Here is a 23,680-nt window from a genome sequence, read left to right as displayed (position 1 = left end):
GTAAATTGTCGGGTTTTTTACTTTTTGCGCGAAAAAACAAAAAGTATAAAGGATTTTACTTTCTAACTTAAATCCTAATGTAATTATAGTCCAAAGTTTTTAGAGATTCCAAAGTTGACACTTTGCCCAAAATTAAAACCAAAACGCTGTTCTCTGGCAATTCCTTTTCCGCTAAGATTGTCGTAACCAATACCTCCAATATTGAAATTTAAACCAAATCCGTTTTTCATATTAATAAATAAGGCTGGTGTTAAACTAGCATATACACCTTTAGTTTTATCAATACTTCTTTCCTGATATCCCACTCCTAAATCAGTGTAGAAAGAAAATAAATCAGAAAGAGGCACTGAGTAACGAGTAAAAGCACCAACTCTGTATGCTTCTTCTCTTTTAGATCCAGATTCTTTGTAGTTCAGGATTGAACCTTCAACTCCTAAAGTCCATTTGTCTGTAAATTGGTATCCTACTTTTGGAGAAAATTCAAAGTTTTCATATTTGTCATCTCCAATTTTTTCGGAACCAAATCCAACATTTCCACCAAGCAAAATTGATCCTTTTTGCGCACTCATCATTGTTGTCACTAATAGTACAACTGCTACTAATAATTTTTTCATTTTTATTTTTTTAATTAGAAAGGCAAATTAAAGGAATAATTATTTGTAAGAAATAGATTAAATTAAATATTTTTAATTGAAAGTTAATTTTTACAATTTTTATTAAGATTTAAAATCATGATTTCATTAAATCTAGAATTTTATAAGTTTAATTAACTATTATCTTTTTATATTCTAATAATTTTTCTTTTTCATCAAATTATGAATTTCGCAAAATCATCTTCATATTTATTTATAATATTTTGTTTTTAGATCGAATGTTTATTTTTTTTGCGAAAATGAGTTATATTCGCAGTACTTAAACAAAATAACATGAAAAAAATAGTTTTATTCTTGACCATGTGCCTTATGGCTTTTCCTGTAAGAGCTGATGAGGGAATGTGGTTCTTGATGTTTATCGAAAGATTGAACCATAGAGATATGGAGAAAATGGGCTTGCAATTAACAGCCGAAGAAATTTACAGTATTAACCATCATAGTTTAAAAGATGCAATTGTGCAGTTTAATGGAGGTTGTACTGCTGAAATCGTTTCTAAAAGCGGATTGGTTTTAACAAACCACCATTGCGGATATAACGCGATTGCAGAACTTTCTACTGCAGAACAAAACTATTTAAAAGATGGTTTTTGGGCAAAAGAAAAAAGTGCCGAAATGAAACCTAAATCTTTATATGTTCGTTTCTTTGTTCGTATGGACGATGTTTCTAAAAGAATTTTATCAAAAGTAAATGATACTATGACCGAAACTGAAAGAAACAAAATCATTCAGCAAGAGATTAGTTTAATTGAAAAAGAAAATAGTGAAAACGGAAAGTATACAGTTTCTGTTCGTCCTTTCTTTCAAGGAAATGAATATTACTATTTCGTTTACCAGGATTACACAGATGTTCGTTTAGTGGGAACACCACCGGAAAGTGTTGGTAAATTTGGAGGAGATACTGATAACTGGGAGTGGCCTCGTCAAACTGGGGATTTCTCTATGTTTAGAGTATATGCTGATAAAGACGGAAATCCTGCAGCTTACTCAAAAGATAATGTGCCTTTACAGCCAAAACATTATTTACCTGTGAGTATTAAAGGGGTGAAAGAAAATGATTTTGCCATGATTCTAGGTTACCCAGGAAGAACAAATCGCTGGATGCCGGCGGGAGGAATTGAGCAGAATATAAAATATGCTTATCCTGCGTGGGTTGAAGGTGCTAAAACCGGAATGGACGTAATGAAAAAGTATATGGATACAGATGCAACGGTTCGTTTGAAATATGCATCTAAATATGCTTCGACAGCAAACTACTGGAAAAACCGTCAGGGTATGATCGATGCTTTAACAAAAGCTGCAACGGTAGATACTAAATCAGAGCAGGAAGATAAATTTTATGAGTGGGCAAGCAAACCGGCTAATAAAGATAAGTACGAAAATGTAATTCCTACTATTAACGATTATTACAGAGAAACAAACTTAAAAGCACGTCACGATAATTACTTAACGCAGCTTCTACGTACTTCTGCTTATGCCACAGGTCCTGCAAATTTAGGAAATGAGTTAATAGCTTACTATAAAGAAAATGAAGCAAAAAGAGCAGAGATGTTACCGAAAATCAACACAATGATTGACAATATCTACGGTAATTTTTATGCTCCGCTTGAAAAAGATATACTGACAGCACAATTGAATTTATACGCTTCTAAAGCTGCTGAATATGGACTTGCTCCGGAAATTGCTAAAATGAAAACGACTAATAATGGTGACTTTACTGCTGATGTGGCAAAAGCAACTGAAATTAGTTATTTTACAACTAAGGAAAAAGTATTAGCATTTATGGCTGATCCAAAACCTTTGGCAATTGTACACGATCCTTTGTATATTATCTCAAATGATTTATTGACTAAATATCGTGCTAAAACAGATGATCAGGCAAAAGCTGATGATGGTTTTGCAACGGCTTACCGTGAACTTGTTGAAGGTTTAAGAGAATCAAAATTAAACGCGATTCAATATCCTGATGCTAACTCTACTTTGAGATTAACTTACGGAAAAGTTCGCGCTTTACCTGCAGATCCTCGTAACGATGCTGCAATCAATAATTATACTACTATGGAAAGCATGGTGAAAAAGTATAAAGCCGGAGATCAGGAATTTGATTTACCATCTCGTTTGTTAGAATTAAACAAAGCAAAAGATTTTGGTCAATATGCTGATAAAGCAGGTTATATGCCAGTAAACTTTTTAACTGATAATGATATTACTGGAGGAAACTCAGGTTCACCAGTTTTAAACGGAAAAGGAGAATTAATTGGAATTGCTTTTGACGGAAATATCGAAGCTATGGCCGGAGACGTTATTTTTGATCCTAAATTGCAAAGAACTATTAACGTTGATATTCGTTATGTACTATGGATTATTGACAAATACGCTGGAGCTAAAAATATTATTGACGAGTTGACGATTACAAAATAATCTCAATTTCAGGATAAAAGTAAACCCGACAGATTTAAAATCTGTCGGGTTTTTTGTTTTTAAATGTGCTCACTTAACAGAAAGTAATTATGAAATTTATTGTCGCCCTGAGCGAAGTCGAAGGCTCGTATGCTAAGAAGGGCTTCGACTTCGCTCAGCCTGACATACAGGTTCAGTAAACCCGACAGGTTTTTTAGGATAGTTTTTTCCGGCATTCTTTGGAATTTGGAATTTATTCTTTGGAATTTTTTATTGAACTTTTACTCGAATTCCTTTTGTATGACTTGCAAACTCCGGAGCATACATACTTTGGATTGTTGTAATTCCGTTTGAGAATTCACCGCTGTTATTTACTCTAATATCATATTCTAAAACATAAGTTCCTTTATTGATTTCATCAAAAAAGAAATGCGTTGCTGCATCTTTTGTGCTTATATAATATTCTAAATTATCTGAGTCTTTATATTCTGAAAGAACATTTACAGGTTCGAAGCAAGAAGCGCGCATATCTTTTAAATGAACATATTCGGTATCTTCTTTTGAAGTAATAATTAAACGTACAGTAACTAAGTCTCCGGTTTTTAAAGAATTTTTTGCTGTAATTCTTTCCAATTCATCTCCTTTTAAAGTCTTTTTCTTTAGGTAAAGTTCTTTTGAAACAGATAAAACGGCTCCTGAATTATTTTTAATTTTATCTAAATCTTCAAAATACTGCCAGTAAATACCGCCAAATCCCGGAACTTTTGATTTATTCTGAATGCTGATAGAAGCCATTTCTTTCTTTACTTCATCGGCTTTCCAGTTTAATTTGACGTAACCGGTTTCAGCTTCTTTTTGATTTTCAGACAGTTTTTTAGTCATGATTTTTTCGTCACCCAATTTTATAATTGTATTGTCTTTTACAGAAAGCCAATCTGTACCTTGCAATAATAAAGCATAAATAGCTTCGGTTGTAGATTTTGTTGTTGGCCAGTTTTTGGTTTGTTTGTTTTTTAACAACCAGACTTTCATCGCATCTACAGATTTGGTGTCATTAGTTACTTCGGCGAAAGCCTCAATCAATAAAGCCTGAGTTTCAATTGGCGCCTGATACCAATACCAGCCAGATTTGTTGGCAATCCAGTACATTCCCCAATCTTCATTATTTGAAGAAGTTTCTTTTAAACTTTCGATGATTTTTTTAGCAGTTTCTTTTTCTCCAAAACGGTTTAAAGTTAAAGCCGCCAGTCCTTTTTCGTAAAGTGAATAATCAAGCCATTCTTTTTTTGCAGTCTCTAAATACAATTTAGTAACCTTTTTTAAAGTGTCAGAAATAGGATATTTTTCTAAATAAAAACTTCTGGTATAAAAATAATGAAGATCAGAATACGGATTGATCCAGATTAGTTTATCGGTTGTTTTTAAATTTTTGGTCCTGAATCTGTGGTAGTTTAAAAACTTATTGTCTAAAAACGGAATTCCTATTTTGGCGATTTCATCGATTTTTGCAATATCATTTTTACTCAATTTTGCTAAATGACCTAAACCTGCCAGAATATGTCTTGTGATATATTCGCTTTCATAACCGCCGTCAAACCAAGAGAAACCTCCAGATGATTTTTGCTTTTGTTTTAATTTATCGAATGCAGTTTCCTGAGAAGTTTTCATTTTCTCTAAATCAAATAAAAGAGCAATATTCTTTTTCTTTTCATCTTCATTTTGAGCATCATTCAGCCAAGGTGTTTCGGCCAAAATAATTGATTTCAATTCTTCGTTTTCTTCTAATTTAGAAATTGGTTTTCCATTTTTTCTCCAATCTTCAAATACAGTCGCAATTTTTGGATTACTGGAGATTATTTCTGATGCTAAAGCGTTGGCATAAAAACGTGCAAAGGTTTGTTCTGCACATTCATGTTCATATTCCATTAAATATGGCAAAGATTGAATGGCAATCCAGGTTGGGTTTGAAGTATATTCAAACGTAAACTGATGATTTTTTAATGTTGTAGAATTATTGTTTTTTAGGTTTTCGAAAGTGTATTCTTTAGTCGAGTTCTCACGAACCCAAACCGGAATACTTTCTGTAACGAGCATATTATTCGTCAAAACAGGAATGATGTTTTCTTCTCCATCTGAAAAATTACCGGATTTAGCCAAAATTTTATACTGAACACCCTGTAAACCTTCCGGAATTGTAACTGTCCAGTTTGCCGTTGTGTTTCCATAAGCAGGAATAGTGAAATTTCGAATATTATTTGTGTTTAGCAATTTTGCGTCGATTGGCTGCATTGTCACGGCGTCAAAAAATTGTAAAGAAGCAATTCCGGTTTTCGCTTCAGAGGTAACATTAGCGATTTTGGTACTAATAACAATTGTATCTTTTTCTCTAAAGAATCTTGGGAAGTTTGGTAAAACCATTAACTCTTTTTGTGTAATAACGCTTTTCTCTAAATAACCGGAAACAGCATTTTTGTTATGAGCTAAAAGACGAAGTTTCCAAGCTGTTAATGCTTCTGGAGAAGTAAAGTTAAAACTCACTTTTCCATTAGAATCTGTTTTTAAATTCGGGAAAAAGAAAGCAGTTTCAGAAAGATTTTTTCTGGCTTTTACTTGCGTTAAGGCTTCTAATGCACTTTTTGTTGTAATAATTATTACTCCGCTAGCGGCTCTGCTTCCGTAAAGAGCGGTTGCTTTTTCATCTTTTAAAACATCAATTGATAAAATGTCATTTGGGTTTAAATTTTTGATATCGCTTACTATTTGCCCATCAACTACATATAAAGGATTGGCTCCTTTAATTGTCGATGCTCCTCTAATTTGTACACCTTGTACCGTTCCGGCCAATTGTTGTGAAAATCCAGTGGAATCATAAACAGCATTATCTTCTGAAAGAACTATTTGGGAGATTGAACCTGTTATTGACTTCTTTTTTTGCGTGCCATAACCAACTACAACAACTTCTTCTAAGTGATTTGATTCTGCTGTTAATTCTAAATTGATGGTTTTGTCTTTGTAAACAATTGCAGATTGATTTTTATAACCAATATGGGCGAAAACAAGTTCTTCATTTTCTTTTGCTTCAATTTCATAATATCCGTCAAAATCAGTACTTGTGCTTCTTTGTGTACCTTTAATAGTTATGCTCACACCAGGAAGAGGTAATTGATCCCGATCAGTTACAATACCGGAAATCAATTTAGCATCTAATGGTTTTTTTATTTTTTTTGTTAACTGTCTTTGATATTCTCTTTGTAAATAAATTACATCATTGCTGGTGCGGGCAAAATCAAATCCAAACCAGATTAGCTTTATACTTTCATTTTTTAGCTCAATACGCTTAGACGGAGTATTTAAATTAAGGATTGTAGTATATGTTTTTTCGTTACCTAAAAGTGCTTTGTAACTGTGTCCAATATTGTATTGATCAAGATTTAAGCTTGGCCAATTTTTTGTGGTAAATTGATCTAATGAGCTGTCATACATTGACGCCAAAACTTCAGATTCTTTTTTTGCAGCTGTTCCGGTTAATTTAAAAGACCAGTTTTCGTTACTTCCGGGTTGTATTTTAGATCTAAAGGTTTCTACATCAAATTTAAATTCTGGTTTTTCTCTTTTTAAAATAACAAAAACATTATTGTCAAATTTTTGATTCTCGTATATACTTGTGAAATCAATAATTATCCCATTTTGAAATTCTTTTTTTATCGGGATCTTAACTAACGCTTCATGATCTTGAAGGTGATATATTTCTTCTGAATACAATTTGTTTTCATAACTGGCTGTCCCAGTAATATATAATTCTGGAAGAACAGAAGTTAGTTTTATTAAAACAAAACCGTCTTTTAAGGCATCTTGATTTATTTGTGTTACACTAAATAAACGACTTGTGTCAAATTTATCGCTGCTTTGAAAAAGCCTGAAATTTGAATTGTTTTCTATTAAATTTCCAAAACTATCTTTTGCAGAAAAGACAATTTTATAGTCACCGGATTTATAATTTGAAATGAAATCTAAAGCAAGAGTTTTGTCTTTTTGTGTATCTATATTTTTGGAATACAATAAGATTTCGGTTGTTTTTTCTTTTGAATTTTGATTGTTTTCGTATGGGAATAATTTTTCAAAATCAGAATTTGAAATAGATTCTATTTCAGGATTAGGAAATACTCTGCCCTTAAATTTTGTAGAGAATGGGTTGAGATAGTAAATTTTTATTTCTCCCTTAATTGTCATAAATTCTCCATTGAGATTAGTGCTTAAAAGTTTAATCTCATTTTTATTTTTAGTGTAGATTTCATTAGGAATTACAGCATTTAATTCTAAGTCATGGTAACCAACTTTTATAGAAGTGCCGGCATCATGAGTTTCTCCGTTGATATCAGTAACAGAAGCTTTTATTTCATAATTAAAAACAGGCAATAGTTCTTTCTTAGAATTTTTAGCAGGAAGGGCTGTAAAATCAATTGAAAATTTTCCTGAGGCATCAGTTTTAGTTTCTTCAACAGCCAAAACTTCATTTTCAACTTCCTGATTATAGAAATGTCTTAAATAAGTCGTATGTCGGGTAACGGTATAAGTTACTTTTGCATCAGAAATGTTACTTCCTGCAAAAGCTTTTGCAGTTCCTTTTACTTTAACTAGTTGATTAAGCTGAAAACTTTCTTTTTTAGGTTCAAAAGTTACCTCAAATTTTGGACGTTTGTATTCTTCAACCTGAAAATCGATTTGGGAAGTTTCAAAATCTACATTATCCCAAAATGGATGCTCATCTTTTGTTTTATCATAAACTTTATCATTTTCATAGTCATTAGGTTCATCGGCAGTAATTAAAAAACTACCTGTCAGGCCAGATTTTGGAAGAACAAATTCGCCCGAAAAAGAACCAAACTCATTTGTTGTAACATCAATTTCTTTGATTTCAGTATTATTAGGATCTTCCACAATAATTTGAAATGTTGTAAAAGGAACTACAGATGATTTGTTTTTAGTTTTTTGTGTCGCAATTCCTTTATAGTAAACAGTTTGTCCCGGACGATAAATTGCACGGTCTAAATAAAATTCTACTTTTCCTTTAAAATTATTCTGATCCTCATTTTTGTTGTTATATAGGTTATTGTAAGCAAGATATTTGTTTTCAATGTAAAGAGTATCTTTTGGTGTGTAAACAGTAATTGGCTGATAAGTATACTGGTTAATTTTCTTTTCAAAAACCGCAATTCCGTTTTTATTTGTTAGAACACTAATTGACTGAGATTTGATGTTTACATTTTCTAATGGTTTTCCGGTTTTTCGATCCAGAATCTGATAAATTTCCGCTGTATCATTTTGAGTTCCTAAAATTATAAAGTCAGAAACTGTAATAGTTTCAAAGGCATAAGCTTTCCTGTCACTTGAATCGGATTCACTTTCAAAATATACCAAATAAGAGCCTGTCTCTAGCTGTGGCAGCAAAACTTCTGTTGAATATTCAAAATAATCTTTTTTGTTGGTTAAGGTGTAAGATTGTGAAATTGCAGGTTTTGTTTTTTGAATGATTGTATCTCTAATGCCATCTGTTGTGATATAAGATTTTGTGAGATTAATAAGCTGTGTTTGTGAAATTTTGAAAAAGGAAATTTTAAGTCTTTCGACATTTTTATATTGAACAAAAGCGCGCGTGTTTTCGTTGTTGTAAACATATTTTTGAAGCTGCACATTTAAATTTTTATATAAAATGTTTTCCTTTTGCTGTATGGCAAGTTTATACGCATTTGATTTATTGTTAATTTGTAAAATGCTGTCTAAAATTGCAATTGCTTTTATATTATAATCTGGGTATGCTTTTTTTGAGGCTTTTTGAGATAAAAAAGAGGCTCTTTCTAACTGAATGTTTTGTATTAAAAGCACATTGTCAGTTTTGTTTTGAAGAGCAGCTAAAGCCTGAATGTAATCTTCATCTGCGTCCAAAATATTTTTTTTGAGAAACTGAATTCTTCCCCAAATATTTTCGGCAGTCGAATTGTTAATTTCTTGTCTTTGATAGAGTTTTAAAGTGATTTTAAGATTTTCGTTTGAAACAGAATCAAAGTTTAATTTTATAAAATCATTTGAATCTCCTAAAAGATCTTTTTTAGAAGATAAAAAATCACTTTTTTGAATTTCCCACGTGCGAATTTTTTGCGATTGAAGGTATATGTTTTCTGATATTACATGATTTAATAAATTAAGAGTTTTAAATTTCCCAATGGCTGGATAGTCAAAAATAGCTTCGTACTTAGTCAGGGAAGTGCTTTTTAAAACAGTCTCGTTTTCCATAGAATTTTTTAAAGCGAGATCAATTTGAGCATTGAAATTTTTTGCAGTCCATGTCAGGAAATCATTATCCAGCTCTTCGGTATTTGTTCTTTTTTCAATTTGATATTTATTTCGGGCGAAATAATCGGTTAAACATTTTGCGTAGACCAAATTCAAAATTGCTTTTGATGGAATAGAAACTCGGTTGATATCGGTTTTAAGATTATTTAAAATTTTGGTTTGTGAATTTTCATCCACAACCTGTAGATATTTAGATTGATAGAAAAAGCATTTTATCATTTGGACCTCGTCTTTTTGACTTATTGCTTTTTTGTAAATTTTAGAAACAATTTCGTTTGCCGATTTTACTTTGCCTTCATTTTCAAGGGCAATAACTTTGTCCCATCTTTTATCATTTTGCTGTGCAAATATTGTGGTAGAAATCAATAATAAAACAAATAGTATATTTTTCATAAAGTGCTTTTTATCTATAGAGGGCAGTTTCTCGATAAAGGTTGGGAAAGGTTTAAAAATATTTTTCGTACAAAGTACTAATTTATCTATAAAAGGAAATAACACATTTTATATTTCCTTATTTTTGAAAAATAATTATTGGAGTTTTATTAGTTATTGGCTTTTTCGATTAACCAATTAAACAGTTTAACGATTAAACATTTTAAATGAAAACACATTTCATCGCTATAGGCGGAAGCGCTATGCACAACTTAGCATTAGCATTGCACAATAAAGGATATCAGGTTACAGGAAGCGATGATGCTATTTTTGAGCCTTCAAAATCAAGATTAGAAAAAAAAGGAATTCTTCCTGCTGAACTGGGCTGGTTTCCTGAAAAAATCACTGCCGATATTGATGCCATAATTCTTGGGATGCACGCAAAAGCCGATAACCCGGAATTGTTGAAAGCGCAGGAATTGGGACTTAAAATTTATTCTTATCCAGAATTTTTATACGAACAATCTAAAAATAAAACTCGTGTTGTAATTGGCGGTTCGCACGGAAAAACTACTATTACTTCGATGATTTTGCACGTTATGCATTATCATAACATTGAAGTTGATTATATGGTTGGTGCACAATTAGAAGGTTTTGATACGATGGTGCATCTTACTGAAGAAAATGATTTTATGGTTTTAGAAGGAGATGAATATTTATCGTCGCCAATAGATCGTCGTCCGAAGTTTCATTTATACCAGCCCAATATTGCTTTGATTTCAGGAATTGCATGGGATCATATCAATGTGTTTCCGACATATGAAAATTATGTAGAGCAATTTGAAATTTTTATTTCGAAAATTACAAACGGAGGAATTTTAGTTTATAACGAAAATGACCCGGAAGTAAAACGTGTTTCTGAGGCTGCTACAAATCCTATTCGTAAATTAGCTTACCACACGCCAGAATATTCGGTTAGCGATGGGGTAACTTTATTGAAAACGCCAGAAGGCGATATGCCAATTGAAGTTTTTGGAGCGCATAATTTAAATAATCTTGCCGGAGCTAAATGGATCTGCCAAAATATGGGCGTTGATGAGGCCGATTTTTATGAAGCAATTGCCAGTTTTAAAGGTGCTTCTAAACGTTTAGAAAAAATAGCCGAAGGAAAAGGAAAAGTTGCTTACAAAGATTTTGCGCATTCGCCAAGTAAAGTTGCTGCAACGACAAAAGCTGTAAAAGAGCAATATCCAAACAGAACTTTGGTGGCATGTTTAGAATTGCATACGTATAGCAGTTTAAATGCCGAATTTTTAAAAGAGTATGAAGGAGCTTTAGAATATGCTGATGTTGCAGTTGTTTTTTATTCTCCAGATGCTGTAAAAATCAAACAGTTAGAAGAAGTAACATACGAACAAATAGCAACTTCATTTAACAGAGAAGATTTAATCATCTATACAAATCCAGCTGAATTTAAAGAATACTTATTCAACTTAAATCTTGACAATTCTGCACTTTTATTAATGAGTTCAGGAAATTATGGAGGTTTGAATTTTGATGAAGTAAAACAATTGATTAATTAGAAAATTAGTCAATTTAAAGAATTAGAAAATGTGCCAATTGCAAAAAGCGATTGGCACATTTTTATTATTATTCGAAATCTGAATTTTATTTACGAGAGATTTTTCTTATTTTTTAATATATTCGCTGTGGAGATTAAGAAAAGAGTTTCCTTTAAATAATTAAATTTTACTTTAGATGGAAACTACAAATTTTCCCATTAAAAATTGGTCAGAAGATGACAAACCAAGGGAAAAATTAATGCTTAAAGGCAAAGATGCTTTAAGCGATGCTGAGTTAATGGCTATTTTAATCGGTTCTGGAAGTCGCAATGAATCGGCAGTCGCCTTAAGTCAACGAATTTTGGCCAGTGCTGGAAATTTAAATTCTTTAGGAAAAGTATCTATTTCTCAATTAATGCAATTTAAAGGCATTGGCGAAGCAAAGGCAATTACCATTATTGCTGCTTTAGAATTAGGACGTAGAAGAAGGGCAGAGGATATAGTACAATTGGACAAAATTATTTCAAGTAAAAATGCTTTCGAAATTATGCAACCAATAATAGGTGAACTATCACATGAAGAATTTTGGGTACTTTTTCTGAATAATTCTAATAAGGTTATTTCTAAATCACAATTAAGTAAAGGAGGAATTGCAGGAACGATTGTAGATATACGTTTGGTTTTTAAATTAGCATTAGAAAATGGTGCTACAGGTTTGATTTTGTGTCATAATCATCCTTCTGGGAATTTGAATCCAAGTGATGCAGACAAACAAATTACAAAGAAAATAAAAACAGCAGGAGAGATCCTAGATGTTAAAATTTTAGATCATTTGATTATTACTGAAACAAAATATTATAGTTTTGTAGATGAAGGAATTTTTTAATCTATGAATACCAACATTACAGACATTTTTTTTGATTTAGATCACACGCTTTGGGATTTTGATAAAAATTCAGAAATGGCATTTGATCGCATTTTTAAAAATAATTTCGGACAAATTAAAATTGAAGATTTTATTCAAAAATATGTTCCCATAAATCAGGAATGCTGGAGATTGTATCAAAATGATGAAATTACACATCAGGAATTACGTTATAACCGATTAAAATTTTCTTTTGATGCGTTAAATTATTCTATTTCTGATGAAAATATAGATCAGATTGCTAATGATTATATTGAGTTTTTGACCGATAATAATCATCTTTTTGATGGAGCAATTGAAGTTTTAGAATATCTCAAACCAAAATATAAGCTGCATATTATAACAAATGGTTTTGCACACGTTCAAACTAAGAAAATTAATAATGCTTCGCTTGGAGGTTATTTCAGCACGATTACAAATTCTGAATTAGCAGGCGTTAAAAAACCAAATAGTATTATCTTTGATTATGCTGTCAATTTGGCTCAGGCATCAAAAGAAAACAGTGTCATGATTGGAGACGATTATGATGCAGATGTTAATGGCGCCCTAAACGCTGGGATGGATGCTATTTTCTTTAACATCAGAAATATTGATGTTCCTAAAAATTTAAAACAAATTAATCATTTACTAGAACTAAAAAAATACCTATAATTATGAAAATAAAAGTTTTACTGGCTTTACTATTTTGTTCGGCTATTGGATTTTCGCAATCTGTTAACGATTATAAAGCAGTTATAATTCCTCTGAAATATGATTTTATCAAAACAGACAATCAATATCGATTAGCTACTTTAACAAAATCAAATTTACTTAAAGCTGGTTTTGAGGCTTATTATACTAATGAGCAAATACCTGCAGGAATTGATAGATGTGAGCTTTTGTATATTGATGTTAAAAGAGACAATGCTTTTTTAGTAACAAAACTTTTTATTCAGTTTAAAGACTGCTATGGAAAAGTAATTTATACTTCTGAAACTGGAAAGAGCAGGGAAAAGGACTACGAAGTAGCGTATAAAGAAAGTCTTGAAGGCGCATTTGTATCTGTTATTGGACTGCACTATAAATATAATGGAAAAACGGCTTCTTCAACTTCTTCTACTGTAACGCAAGCTGCGGCTCCTGTTGCTGCTGTTGTTACTAGTACACCAGTTGAAGAGAAACCTGTAGTTAATCTTTCAGATCCAAATTTATTGTACGCACAACCAACAGAAAATGGATTTCAGTTAATTGATAAAACACCAAAAGTGGTAATGAAATTATTAAAAACTTCGCGTGCAGATTCTTTTATTGCTATTAAAGATGGAATTCAGGGATCTTTAAACGCAAAAGACAATCAATGGTATTTTGAGTATTATCAAAATGATAAATTGATTTCAGAAAAAGTTTCTGTAAAATTCTAAAATATATTATGGTTTAATAACCATATTTATCTTTCCAACGGTTCTTTAAAAATTCACGGTTGCTGTTCTCTCTAGAGTTGCTTCCAGGATTATAAAGAACCGTTTCTTTTATGGCATCGGGTAGAAATTCTTGTTCGGCAAAATTATTTGCATAGTCATGCGAGTATTTATAGTCTTCGCCATATCCTAATTCCTTCATCAATTTTGTTGGAGCATTTCGTAAATGAATTGGAACTGGTAAATCTCCAGTTTGTTTTACTAATTGCTGTGCATTTCCAATTGCCATATAAGATGCATTGCTTTTTGGAGATGTTGCAAGATATATAGCGCATTGGCTTAATATAATTCTGCTTTCCGGATAACCAATCGTTGAAACCGCCTGAAAAGTATTATTAGCCATAATAAATGCTGTTGGGTTTGCATTTCCAATATCTTCACTAGATAAAATCAGCATTCTGCGCGCAATAAATTTTACATCTTCACCGCCTTCAATCATTCTTGCCAGCCAATAAACTGCACCATTTGGATCGCTTCCTCTTATAGATTTTATAAAAGCAGAAACAATATCATAATGTTGTTCACCAGTTTTGTCATATAAAACAGTATTTTGCTGAACCAGTTCAAAAACACGATCATTAGTAATAATTACGTTGTCGCTTGGAGAAGCATTAACTACAAGCTCAAAAATATTAAGCAGTTTTCTGCCATCTCCGCCAGAAAGTCGGAGTAGTGCTTCCGTTTCTTTTAAAGTGATTTTTTTAGATGCTAATTCCACGTCAATTTTCATTGCACGATGTAATAAAGCTTCTAAATCATCTTTTGTAAAAGCATTTAATATATAGACCTGACAACGAGATAATAATGCGGGAATAACCTCAAAACTTGGGTTTTCTGTAGTTGCGCCAATAAGTGTGATCCATCCTTTTTCAACAGCAGCTAAAAGTGAATCTTGCTGCGATTTACTAAATCGGTGAATCTCATCAATAAACAAAATTGGGTTTTTGGCAGTAAATAAACCGCCACTTTGTTTTGCTTTTTCAATTACATCACGAATGTCTTTAACCCCGGAATTAATGGCGCTCAAAATATAAAACGGACGTTTAGATTCTTGTGCAATAATTTGTGCTAAAGTTGTTTTGCCTGTTCCCGGCGGACCCCAAAAAATAAGTGAAGGAATTATTCCTTTTGAAATTTGCTGCGTCAACGAACCATTTGGTCCAACCAAATGACTCTGACTAACATAATCTTCTAATTTCTGTGGGCGAATACGCTCGGCTAACGGTGCTTCCATTTTGTAAAATTACTATTTTCAAAATTAATTTTGTTACATGAGATACTATATAGCATTTCAATTTTTAAACATTTAACATATAATAGAATAGCTGACAAATTATCAGTAATTTTTATTTGGATAGTTTTTTGATGCCAGAACATCAATTAGAATCGAAACTATATGAATGATAATCAATTTAAATTTTCAACAGCAGTTGTTGGAGTTCCGGTATTTTTTGTGCTTTTTCTATGGGTTATATACTGGATTCAGATTCGATTTGATTTTGATTTTTATCAAAACGGAATTTATCCCAGAGATTTTTCCGGATTACAAGGCGTGTTGTTTAGTCCATTTATCCACGAAAATTTAGAACATCTATATAATAACTCAATTCCACTTTTGGTTTTACTGACAGCTTTGCAGTTTTTTTATCCCAAGCAGTCATTAGGCGTTATTTGTTATGGGATTCTATTTTCCGGATTGATAACCTGGATTATTGGCCGACCAAACTTTCATATTGGTGCCAGCGGATTAATTTATGTTTTGGTAAGTTTTATCTTTTTTAAAGGAATACAAACTAAATATTATCGCTTGGTAGCACTTTCCTTATCTGTTATTTTGCTTTATGGAGGAATGATTTGGTATGTTTTTCCGGATGTAGATGCTGCAATTTCCTGGGAAGGACATTTAGGCGGATTTATTACAGGATTTGGACTTTCTTTATATTATAAAACTTCTGAATATACAAAACCCATAATTTATGATTGGCAGAAACCAGATTTTGATCCTTCGCAGGATGCTTTTATGAAACATTTTGATGAAGATGGAAATTTCGTAAATACTGAAATTCCTGAAGAAGAAAATGAAAATCCTGATGCGTATTTCAATTCAAATGTTATTGTGAACTATATTGTAACCAAATCAGAATCAGTTGATAAAGGTTCTGAAGATTGATTTTTATGAATTAAAATGATTAATTTTGTTAAGGAACACTTTAATCTAATTAATCCAACTCATGAAAATTACTTTTTTCTCTGTTTTAATTTTATTGATTTTTGGAAGTACTGAATCTTTTGCTCAATGCGATGTAAAAAATAGAGTACTTGCAGACGGTTCCATGGTTTATTATTTCGACCCGGCGGCTTTTTATACTACAAAATCTAAATCTCTAAAAATAAATATTCTTACCGATAAAGAAAATTATTTTGTTGCTCTACAGCCCACACCTTTTCCGGAAAAAAAGATAGGAAAAGGAATCAAAGATGATTTAATAATACACTTAGCTGATAATAATGCATATAAATTAGCGCATTATGATACACAGTATATAAAAAATGATTCTGTTATGCAGGTTTTGTATTTAATTGACAAAAAGGATTTAACAGCGTTTTCTAAATTTGAAGCTGTTGTAGCTTCTATAAATATGAAAGGAACTGAGTTCATTCGCGATTACAATTTCAAATTGCATAAAGATGAAATTGTAAAGCAGCTGGCTTGTTTTTTAAAAGAAGAAGAAAAGTAAACTTAATCCTCACTTGTAGTTTCTGATTTATGTAAGAACTTTTTGTTTAGATTTTCAAAAAAATTATTAAATGTAAGTGTGAATGAGGCGGCGTTTACGATTTGATTTCCGTTATCTCTTGGAAGATATTCGTTAGCATAAGTTAGTTCAATTTGTATATCATCTGAAAACAGATAACCTGCACCAATATTTAATCTGTTTCTGTCAAAAAAACTAAGACCAGTAACTTTTGTTCCCGATTTGAAAAATAATTCATCAGAAGCAATAGCATAAACAACACCCTCACGTAAAACTTTACTGTTAATAGGTTGTAAGTATTTAATTTGCTGGCGATATCGAATTACGTTTTCGTAGCTATCATCTTCATTTTTCATATGACGAAGTTCCGTTCGCATCCTTGTACTTAAAGTATATCCGGTTTTATGGAAGTAATAAATACCCTGCAAAGCAAATCGCCATTCTGGAGACTCAAATTGACCTATTTCAGGAATATCTTTGTTGTTAAAATATGCTATAAATGATGATAGCTTCCATCGTGGAGACAAATAATAATGTCCCCAGAGTCTAAAAGATCTTTGTGTGTTTTGCTCAAAAATATTTGGGGATGATTCTGTACTGCTGTAACTTGTTCCTAAATTAAGTTCAGTTGACCACTTTTTATTTATAGTTCGGCTAAATTGAATCTCACCCCAAAATTGATTGTACTTTGTTGTTTGCCCATAACTTATCATTGTAATTAGAAAAATTACAATTGGAGAACAGATTTTTCTAAGTACTATATTTTGAGCAAGTTTTGAAGACATTTAATAGTTATTAAGTTGTCATTCTACTTCGGTATGCTTTGTTAACTTCTCTGGCGAACTGTTTCGTATAAAAATGCACCGCATGCAACAGATACGTTAAGTGATCCTATGGAACCAAACATTGGTAATTTTGCTTTTTCATCTACAATTTTCAAAACAGAAGGATTTATACCTCTGTCTTCAGATCCCATTATAATAGCTAAAGGTTCATTTAGAGATAAGTCATAAATGTTTTGATCGGTTTTTTCAGTAGCGGCTACGGTTTTTATTCCAGATCCCTGAAGGTAGAATATAGCATCTTTGATATGTTCAACTTTGCAAATAGGTACATTGAATACTGCACCTGCAGATGTTTTAACTGTGTCGCCATTTACCGGTGCAGAACCTGCTTTTTGAACAATAATTCCATTTACTCCTGTACATTCAGCAGTTCTGATAATAGCACCAAAATTTCTCGCATCCGAGATTTGGTCTAATATTAAAAATAAAGGTTTTGAACCCGAAGCAATAGTTGACTCTACTAAATGTTCTATATCAATAAATCCAATAGGGGAGATTGTTGCAACAGCACCTTGATGATTATTAGGTGTTAATCTATTTAGTTTTTCAACTGGAACATAAGAAAAATTAATGTTGGCACGTTTCATTACCTTCATTAAATCTTTCATTAATTCTCCAGAAATTTCTTTTTGTATAAATACTTTGTCAACTTCCTGACCAGCTTGTATCGCTTCTATAATGGCTCTAATACCAAATATTTGATGTTCTTTTTCCATGAGGCAAATATAGGTATAATGTTTATATAAAAAAAAACCACCCCGAATGAACGGGATGGCTTTTAGTATTATTAAAAAATATTATTTTGATTAATATTTTTTCTTAGTTGAAAGTAACTGTTGTAGAAATTGCATCAGTTTGAGTTCCAGCAGTTATAGTAAATCTGTAAGTGATTTTGTCACCTGCTGCAAGACCTCCATAAGTTGAGTATGGGATTGCAGCTATGTCTAAATCTTGACGTGTAGTAGGTAATGTTCCTGGTAATGCAGAAAAAGCACCGCCATTTTTAGACCACTCTCCAACAATACTGTTAACAACTGTAGTAGATTTTTTAACTGGAGCAAAAGTAATGATCACTGGTTCAGTGCCATTATAAGGTGCTGTTGTTACACCACTTGTAGCGTTAGTTACAGGGTCACCATCAGCATTGTAAATTTGCCAAACAATTCCTTTTCCAACGGTTAAAGTCCATGTAGCTCTTGTAGTTGAACCATCAGAGTATGATGAAATAATTGCTAATGCATAGCTTCCAGTTTTTCCTGTTAGAGTAGTAGTACCACCTGAAGTTACAGGAAATACATCAAAGCTTCCTAATGAAGAAGTGTTGAAAGTAGCTTTTCCATCAGTAAGAGTAGCATCTGCAACTTTGTCTCCCAATACTATAGGATCTGAAGTAGTTTTAGCAGCATTCTTATAGATTTCAACTTTAGATACCGTTACGCCTTCTTTTGTAAAAGTATTAAGAGGTAAATTATAATTGTTGTCTAAACGACTAATACTTGATGTTGTTGGAACTACGTTCCCTCCCGCGGTTGAATATTCAATATTGTCATCTGCGGCATCACAAGAAGCTAGAATTGCAATTAATGCGAACGTAGCAATTTGTTTTATATATTTTTTCATATTTGTAATATTAAATATTAATGTTTATCCCAGAAAATTTTAGTAGTTACATTATTGTTACCCAATTTTGCAACTGCAGCTTCTAGATTTGCAGCATTTAATGTTTGCTCAATTCCTGGATAAGAGTAACGTTTTGGAACTTCAGTGATATCACCAAAAGTTACTGGAGGAGCTACTAAAGCAGGGAAGTCTAATCTTCTGTAAGAAGTCCATGCTTCAAAACCTCTGTTGAAATAAGAGATCCATGCTTGTTCTCCAATTTTTTGTTGCCAAGTTCCAGCAGCAGTTGCATAAGCTACATCAGATCTTACTAAGTAAGCTGAAATGTCAGCAGAAGAAACTCCCCAATCTTGCATAGATGCAGTAATACCCGCATTATAGTGAGATGCAGCAGTTCCACCAACAGCAATTCCTCTTTCTACAGCTTCAGCTAATAAAAACTCTACTTCTGAATAAGTGAAAAGAACACCAGGATATACAGGATCTTTAATAGTTTCTGTTAAGTGAGAGAAATCTCCATAAACGTTAACAGTTCCGTATACACCACCTTTGTATTGTCCTGAACCTGCAGGGAATTCTGTAAAGTATTTTGCTCTTCTTGGATCAGAAAGAGCATTCATTTTATTTACGAATGTATTAGCTGGCAAGAAATCATCACGTCCACTAGCTACTAAATCAAGATATAACGGGTTGTTATTAGTTGTATTTGTAGTATATGGCATATATGCTCCATCAGTACTAGCTAAAATTAAACCATCAGCTTGAGCCGCTAATGCTTGTGCGCTAGCATAAGTATGATCTACATCATCCATATTGATAGCTAATCTGAAACGTAGAGAGTTAGCAAATTTAGCCCATTTAGCAGTGTTTCCACCAAAAATAAGATCAGCTTCGTCATAACTATCTGCGCTTTGATCTAATTTATGAGACGCTGCAGTTAATACAGCAATAAGATCTTTGTAGATAGTTTGTGCATCATCATATTTTGGTTGAGGGTGTCCATCGATATCTAAAGCTTCACTGTAAGGAACATCTCCAAAAGTATCAACTAAAATAGCATATGAGTAAGAAGATAAAATGTCGATAATAGCAATTTTATTGTCAAAAACTACTAAACCTTCTGGTGCTCCAGTATAATTAGCTTTTTGAGATATCAAAAGTGATTTAGCTTCTTTAAAATCTCTCAATACATCACGGTAATAAGTTGCCCAATGACGATCTGGAATTGTGCGTCCAGTAAGGTCATATTGAGTTTCTTGTGGGTACTGTACCTCTGTCCATTGTTGAGCATACAATCTGAATACGTTAAAGTTTACAGATGTACTTGTAACCTGATCCACCATAGTTTTTTCTGCATTGGTGAATAAGAACTCAGGTGAAGTAATGGTTGGGTTTTTTGTGTCTTCGTTCATTCCTCCAAAGTCATCAGAGCATGATGCAAATAAGGTTATAAACGATATTAATATTATTAGTCTATTTTTCATAGCTTAGAATTTTATTGTTAAGTTACAACCAATATTTCTAGTTGTTGGTAAAGAACCGATAGAAAGACCTTGAGATCCTACGTTAGATCCTAATCCACTTTCTGGGTCTGCATCTGGAAGATTTTTTTGGATTATCCATAAGTTAGATCCAATAAGTGAAATTTTTGCATCTACCAATTTCATTTTTTGTACTAATGAAGATGGTAAAGTATAAGTAATGTTTACCTCTCTTAGTTTAATAAAACCAGCATCGTAAACATACTGACTTCTTGGTCCGTTAGTATAAGCATTTGTTATAGCTCCACCTGTTGAGTAAACAGTTCTTGTTGTGTTTGGAGTTCCGTCAGCATAAACACCAGGAAGGATTACACCTCCACCATTAACAAGTGAGTTTCTTTTTGGAAGACCAAGATCATTATTACCAGCAGTTCCATCACCAAGTCCAGTTCCTACGCCATACCATTGGTCAGTTGAGAAAACATCTCCTCCGTGTTTAGTGTCAATTAAGAAGCTGAATGCTAAGCTTTTGTAAGAAAATTTGTTACGAATACCTCCAATCCAGTCAGGATTGATGTTTCCAATAATATTGTTTGTAGAAGTGTTAATTACATATCTACCAGTTGATGGGTTAATGATTTTTTGCCCGTCAGCAGTATAAGTGTAATCTGTTCCTTTTAACACTCCAAAAGGTTGTCCAACTACAGCATTTAAAGTTACAGTTCCAGGGAATGAAGCAATTTGTAAGTTAGAAACTCCATCAGCTAAAGCTGTTACTTTGTTTTCGTTTTTAGACCAGTTTACGTTGATATCCCAAGAAAAATTATTTGTTTTTATTGGAGTAACATTAAACTGAACCTCAATACCTTTGTTTTCAATTGTTGCAGCATTTACATACTTAGAAGTATATCCTGTAGCAGTTGAGTAAGGAACTCTTACAGCTTCACCATCATTTACGTTTTTGTATAAACTCACGTCAAATCCAACTCTTCTGTTTAAGAACTGCATCTCAAGACCAACCTCAGTAGTGTTTGTCTTAATAGGCTTTAAGTCTGGGTTATTTTTAATTGAGTTTACAGAATACATTTGATTATTGTTGAATGGATCAAATTTAGTATAAGTATCAACTAATGCTAAAGCAGGAGTTCCAAGTGGGCTTTCAGAGTAACCTCCTCTTAATTTACCAAAAGATAACCAGCTTGCGTTTAAGTTTTTAGAGAATACCCAGCTACCAGAAACTGAATAACTAGTTAAAGTATTGTCATCTGCAGGAAGATTTGAGAAAGCATCTCTACGTGCAGTTGCATCAATAAAGTAAGTGTCTACATATCCTAAAGAAGCAGAAGCATAGTAACTGTTTACAGATGTTCTTGTTTCTCTTTCATACGGATATGGACTTGCAGCACGTGAATTTGATAAGCTGTAAATTCCAGGAATAATTAAACCTCCTTGAGTAGAAGCTGTAATTTGGTTGAAATAAGTGTTTCTTATTGTACCCCCAGCTACTCCAGTTAAACTAATGTCTTCTCCAAAGTTATGTTTGAAGTTAAGAAGTAAATCATAGTTTTGTTCAGAGAAGTTACCATTATAACGTTGGTAACCTGAAGTTTCGTCAAGAGCATTGATACCAAAAGTTTTTGCTACAGAACCTACAGCAACTCTTTCTTCACGTAACTCATCATAAGTATCTGTTGAGATTTTTCCTGTTGCAGAAAGCCAGTCAGCAATTTTGTATGTCAAGTTAGCATAACCAATAAAACGATTTCTTCTATCATTTTGGTAGTTTTTGTAACGCTCAAAATATGGGTTATTCCAGTAAGCTGGAGCTCCATTTTCTGGAGATTTTCTATTCCAAGTAATATTTTGCTCACCTGAATTGTTGTAAGCCTGTTCAAGTTGTTTGATGTCAACGTTAGTTTGCCACCATTGACGGAAACCAGAAACGATATTGTCGCTGTATCCAGTCATGTTTCTACCTGTAGTTTGTTGAGCAGAGAAGTTAGCGAAAGTGCTAAGAGATAATCTGTCAGTAAACTGGTGATTTAATTTTAAACTGAAGTTGTTTTTTCTTAATTCACTGTTGATTAACGTACCAGTTTGGTTTGTATTTGTGTAATTAAAAACAACGTTTGTTTTTTCGTTACCATCTTCAAATGCGATACTGTTTACTAATGAAAGTGAATTTTGGAAGAATGAATTTGGATCATTTGCTGCAGCTTTCCAAGGTGTAGCTTTTCCATAGTTAGCATTTCCTGGGTAAGCAGAGAAAGCATCCCATTGGTAAACATTTAATGATGGGTCAAATCTATCTCCAACAGAAGCATCATCTCCCATTGCAACAACTAGATCTGGAGTACCATCACCGTCAATATCCTGCTCACCGAAAGAAGCTCCATAACCTGCCCCGTATTCTTTTTGATATTTTACGAATGTGCTTTTGTCTGGAGAACCTGTTACTACTTCAGATGAAACTGTAATTCCTAATCCTTTTTTAGCTTTACCTTTTTTAGTAGTAATCATTAAAACCCCATTACCAGCTAAATAACCGTATAATGCAGATGCAGCAGCACCTTTTAAAACGTTAACACTTTCGATGTCTTCTGGGTTGATGTCCATACCATTATTACCATAATCGTATCCTCTTGCTCCTGAAGACTGAGTAGTTAATCCATCATTTGTATTGTTTCCATTGTTGATAGGCATACCATCAATAACGATTAACATTTCATTACTTTGACCTATTGCTTTAACCCCACGAGATATTGCACTAGTAGATCCACCAAAGTTTGTGTTTCTTGTAATGTTAACACCCGCAACTTTTCCAGAAAGTTCGTTTAAGAAGTTACCACTAGATGTACCATTTCTTAAATCTCCTCCTTTAACCTCTTGTGTAGCGTAACCAAGAGATTTTTTCTCTCTTTTTACACCTAAAGCTGTTGTTACAACAACGCTTTCAAGTTCTTGCGCATCTCCAGCTAAACTTACGTTAACTGTTGATGAAGTTGCAGCTATTTCTTGGGTTTTCATCCCAATGTAGCTAAATACCAAAATTTGGCTTGATGATGCTTTGATAGAGTATTTACCATCAAAATCGGTTTGTGTTCCGGCTTTTGTTCCTTTAACTAATACACTAACACCTGGTAAAGGCATTCCTGCATTATCAGAAACTGTTCCCGAAACAGCTCTTTCTTGCGCAAAAGAAAGTTGCGCAACTAGTACTAATAAAAGTACTAAGAATCCATTGAACTTTAGTTTCATTTT

15 protein-coding genes are annotated in these 23,680 nt (G+C 32.7%); 7 read left to right on the top strand and 8 right to left on the bottom strand.

The window, feature by feature from the left end; genetic code table 11:
* Window positions 1-83: 83 nt before the first annotated feature.
* The gene (locus tag NLJ00_RS02335; protein WP_053470811.1) at window positions 84-614 is read right to left on the bottom strand and encodes an outer membrane beta-barrel protein; all 531 of its coding nucleotides are present in this window, start codon (window positions 612-614) and stop codon (window positions 84-86) included.
* 312 nt (window positions 615-926) lie between these two features.
* Here NLJ00_RS02335 and NLJ00_RS02330 point away from each other — a divergent pair, with 312 nt between their 5' ends.
* Entirely contained in the window at window positions 927-3,071 is a 2,145-nt protein-coding gene (locus tag NLJ00_RS02330) for a S46 family peptidase (RefSeq protein ID WP_256636091.1), read from the top strand.
* Between the two features lie 249 nt (window positions 3,072-3,320).
* Here the strand turns inward: NLJ00_RS02330 and NLJ00_RS02325 are convergent, their stop codons facing one another.
* Complete coding sequence (locus NLJ00_RS02325) at window positions 3,321-9,794, bottom strand: alpha-2-macroglobulin family protein (protein WP_256636090.1); 6,474 nt, start codon at window positions 9,792-9,794, stop codon at window positions 3,321-3,323.
* Window positions 9,795-10,000: 206 nt separating this feature from the next.
* On the opposite strand from NLJ00_RS02325, the gene NLJ00_RS02320 reads away from it, so the two are divergent.
* The 4 genes from NLJ00_RS02320 (at window position 10,001) to NLJ00_RS02305 (ending at window position 13,660) form a co-directional block, all read left to right on the top strand.
* Window positions 10,001-11,356, top strand: a complete 1,356-nt coding sequence (locus NLJ00_RS02320; RefSeq protein ID WP_053470814.1) for a UDP-N-acetylmuramate--L-alanine ligase — start codon at window positions 10,001-10,003, stop codon at window positions 11,354-11,356.
* Window positions 11,357-11,531: 175 nt separating this feature from the next.
* A complete protein-coding gene (gene radC, locus NLJ00_RS02315; protein ID WP_053470815.1) occupies window positions 11,532-12,221 on the top strand; it encodes a RadC family protein in 690 nt (229 codons plus the stop codon).
* Window positions 12,222-12,224: 3 nt separating this feature from the next.
* Entirely contained in the window at window positions 12,225-12,911 is a 687-nt protein-coding gene (locus NLJ00_RS02310; RefSeq protein WP_053470816.1) for a YjjG family noncanonical pyrimidine nucleotidase, read from the top strand.
* 2 nt (window positions 12,912-12,913) lie between these two features.
* A complete protein-coding gene (locus tag NLJ00_RS02305; RefSeq protein WP_053470817.1) occupies window positions 12,914-13,660 on the top strand; it encodes a hypothetical protein in 747 nt (248 codons plus the stop codon).
* 13 nt (window positions 13,661-13,673) lie between these two features.
* Here the strand turns inward: NLJ00_RS02305 and NLJ00_RS02300 are convergent, their stop codons facing one another.
* Complete coding sequence (locus NLJ00_RS02300; protein WP_053470818.1) at window positions 13,674-14,951, bottom strand: replication-associated recombination protein A; 1,278 nt, start codon at window positions 14,949-14,951, stop codon at window positions 13,674-13,676.
* A gap of 162 nt (window positions 14,952-15,113) precedes the next feature.
* On the opposite strand from NLJ00_RS02300, the gene NLJ00_RS02295 reads away from it, so the two are divergent.
* Window positions 15,114-15,887, top strand: coding sequence for a rhomboid family intramembrane serine protease (locus NLJ00_RS02295; RefSeq protein ID WP_256636089.1), 774 nt, complete (start codon window positions 15,114-15,116; stop codon window positions 15,885-15,887).
* Window positions 15,888-15,948: 61 nt separating this feature from the next.
* On the top strand, window positions 15,949-16,455 hold the full coding sequence (locus tag NLJ00_RS02290) for a hypothetical protein (protein WP_256636088.1): 507 nt from the start codon (window positions 15,949-15,951) through the stop codon (window positions 16,453-16,455).
* A 2-nt stretch (window positions 16,456-16,457) separates the two neighbouring features.
* Here the strand turns inward: NLJ00_RS02290 and NLJ00_RS02285 are convergent, their stop codons facing one another.
* The 5 genes from NLJ00_RS02285 to NLJ00_RS02265 form a co-directional block, all read right to left on the bottom strand.
* A complete protein-coding gene (locus NLJ00_RS02285) occupies window positions 16,458-17,258 on the bottom strand; it encodes a DUF2490 domain-containing protein (protein ID WP_256636087.1) in 801 nt (266 codons plus the stop codon).
* Between the two features lie 41 nt (window positions 17,259-17,299).
* Complete coding sequence (gene rlmB, locus NLJ00_RS02280) at window positions 17,300-18,034, bottom strand: 23S rRNA (guanosine(2251)-2'-O)-methyltransferase RlmB (RefSeq protein ID WP_073486710.1); 735 nt, start codon at window positions 18,032-18,034, stop codon at window positions 17,300-17,302.
* 103 nt (window positions 18,035-18,137) lie between these two features.
* On the bottom strand, window positions 18,138-18,938 hold the full coding sequence (locus tag NLJ00_RS02275) for a hypothetical protein (protein WP_180861065.1): 801 nt from the start codon (window positions 18,936-18,938) through the stop codon (window positions 18,138-18,140).
* Window positions 18,939-18,955: 17 nt separating this feature from the next.
* On the bottom strand, window positions 18,956-20,422 hold the full coding sequence (locus tag NLJ00_RS02270; protein ID WP_180861062.1) for a SusD/RagB family nutrient-binding outer membrane lipoprotein: 1,467 nt from the start codon (window positions 20,420-20,422) through the stop codon (window positions 18,956-18,958).
* Between the two features lie 3 nt (window positions 20,423-20,425).
* Window positions 20,426-23,677, bottom strand: coding sequence for a SusC/RagA family TonB-linked outer membrane protein (locus NLJ00_RS02265; protein WP_180861059.1), 3,252 nt, complete (start codon window positions 23,675-23,677; stop codon window positions 20,426-20,428).
* Window positions 23,678-23,680 lie beyond the last annotated feature (3 nt).

The sequence above is a fragment of the Flavobacterium panici genome (assembly GCF_024499525.1).
In the GTDB taxonomy this organism is placed as follows: Bacteria; Bacteroidota; Bacteroidia; order Flavobacteriales; family Flavobacteriaceae; genus Flavobacterium; species Flavobacterium panici.
The sequence above is the reverse complement of the archived record's forward strand: the minus strand, read 5'-3'. Positions and strand labels throughout refer to the sequence as shown.

Coding starts and splice junctions, on each gene's coding strand:
- NLJ00_RS02330 (WP_256636091.1), top strand. CDS start 927: ATGAAAAAAATAGTTTTATTCTTGACCATGTGCCTTATGGCTTTTCCT.
- radC (WP_053470815.1), top strand. CDS start 11,532: ATGGAAACTACAAATTTTCCCATTAAAAATTGGTCAGAAGATGACAAA.
- NLJ00_RS02295 (WP_256636089.1), top strand. CDS start 15,114: ATGAATGATAATCAATTTAAATTTTCAACAGCAGTTGTTGGAGTTCCG.
- NLJ00_RS02335 (WP_053470811.1), bottom strand. CDS start 614: ATGAAAAAATTATTAGTAGCAGTTGTACTATTAGTGACAACAATGATG.
- NLJ00_RS02305 (WP_053470817.1), top strand. CDS start 12,914: ATGAAAATAAAAGTTTTACTGGCTTTACTATTTTGTTCGGCTATTGGA.
- NLJ00_RS02275 (WP_180861065.1), bottom strand. CDS start 18,938: ATGAAAAAATATATAAAACAAATTGCTACGTTCGCATTAATTGCAATT.
- NLJ00_RS02290 (WP_256636088.1), top strand. CDS start 15,949: ATGAAAATTACTTTTTTCTCTGTTTTAATTTTATTGATTTTTGGAAGT.
- NLJ00_RS02310 (WP_053470816.1), top strand. CDS start 12,225: ATGAATACCAACATTACAGACATTTTTTTTGATTTAGATCACACGCTT.
- NLJ00_RS02320 (WP_053470814.1), top strand. CDS start 10,001: ATGAAAACACATTTCATCGCTATAGGCGGAAGCGCTATGCACAACTTA.
- NLJ00_RS02325 (WP_256636090.1), bottom strand. CDS start 9,794: ATGAAAAATATACTATTTGTTTTATTATTGATTTCTACCACAATATTT.
- rlmB (WP_073486710.1), bottom strand. CDS start 18,034: ATGGAAAAAGAACATCAAATATTTGGTATTAGAGCCATTATAGAAGCG.
- NLJ00_RS02300 (WP_053470818.1), bottom strand. CDS start 14,951: ATGGAAGCACCGTTAGCCGAGCGTATTCGCCCACAGAAATTAGAAGAT.
- NLJ00_RS02285 (WP_256636087.1), bottom strand. CDS start 17,258: ATGTCTTCAAAACTTGCTCAAAATATAGTACTTAGAAAAATCTGTTCT.
- NLJ00_RS02270 (WP_180861062.1), bottom strand. CDS start 20,422: ATGAAAAATAGACTAATAATATTAATATCGTTTATAACCTTATTTGCA.
- NLJ00_RS02265 (WP_180861059.1), bottom strand. CDS start 23,677: ATGAAACTAAAGTTCAATGGATTCTTAGTACTTTTATTAGTACTAGTT.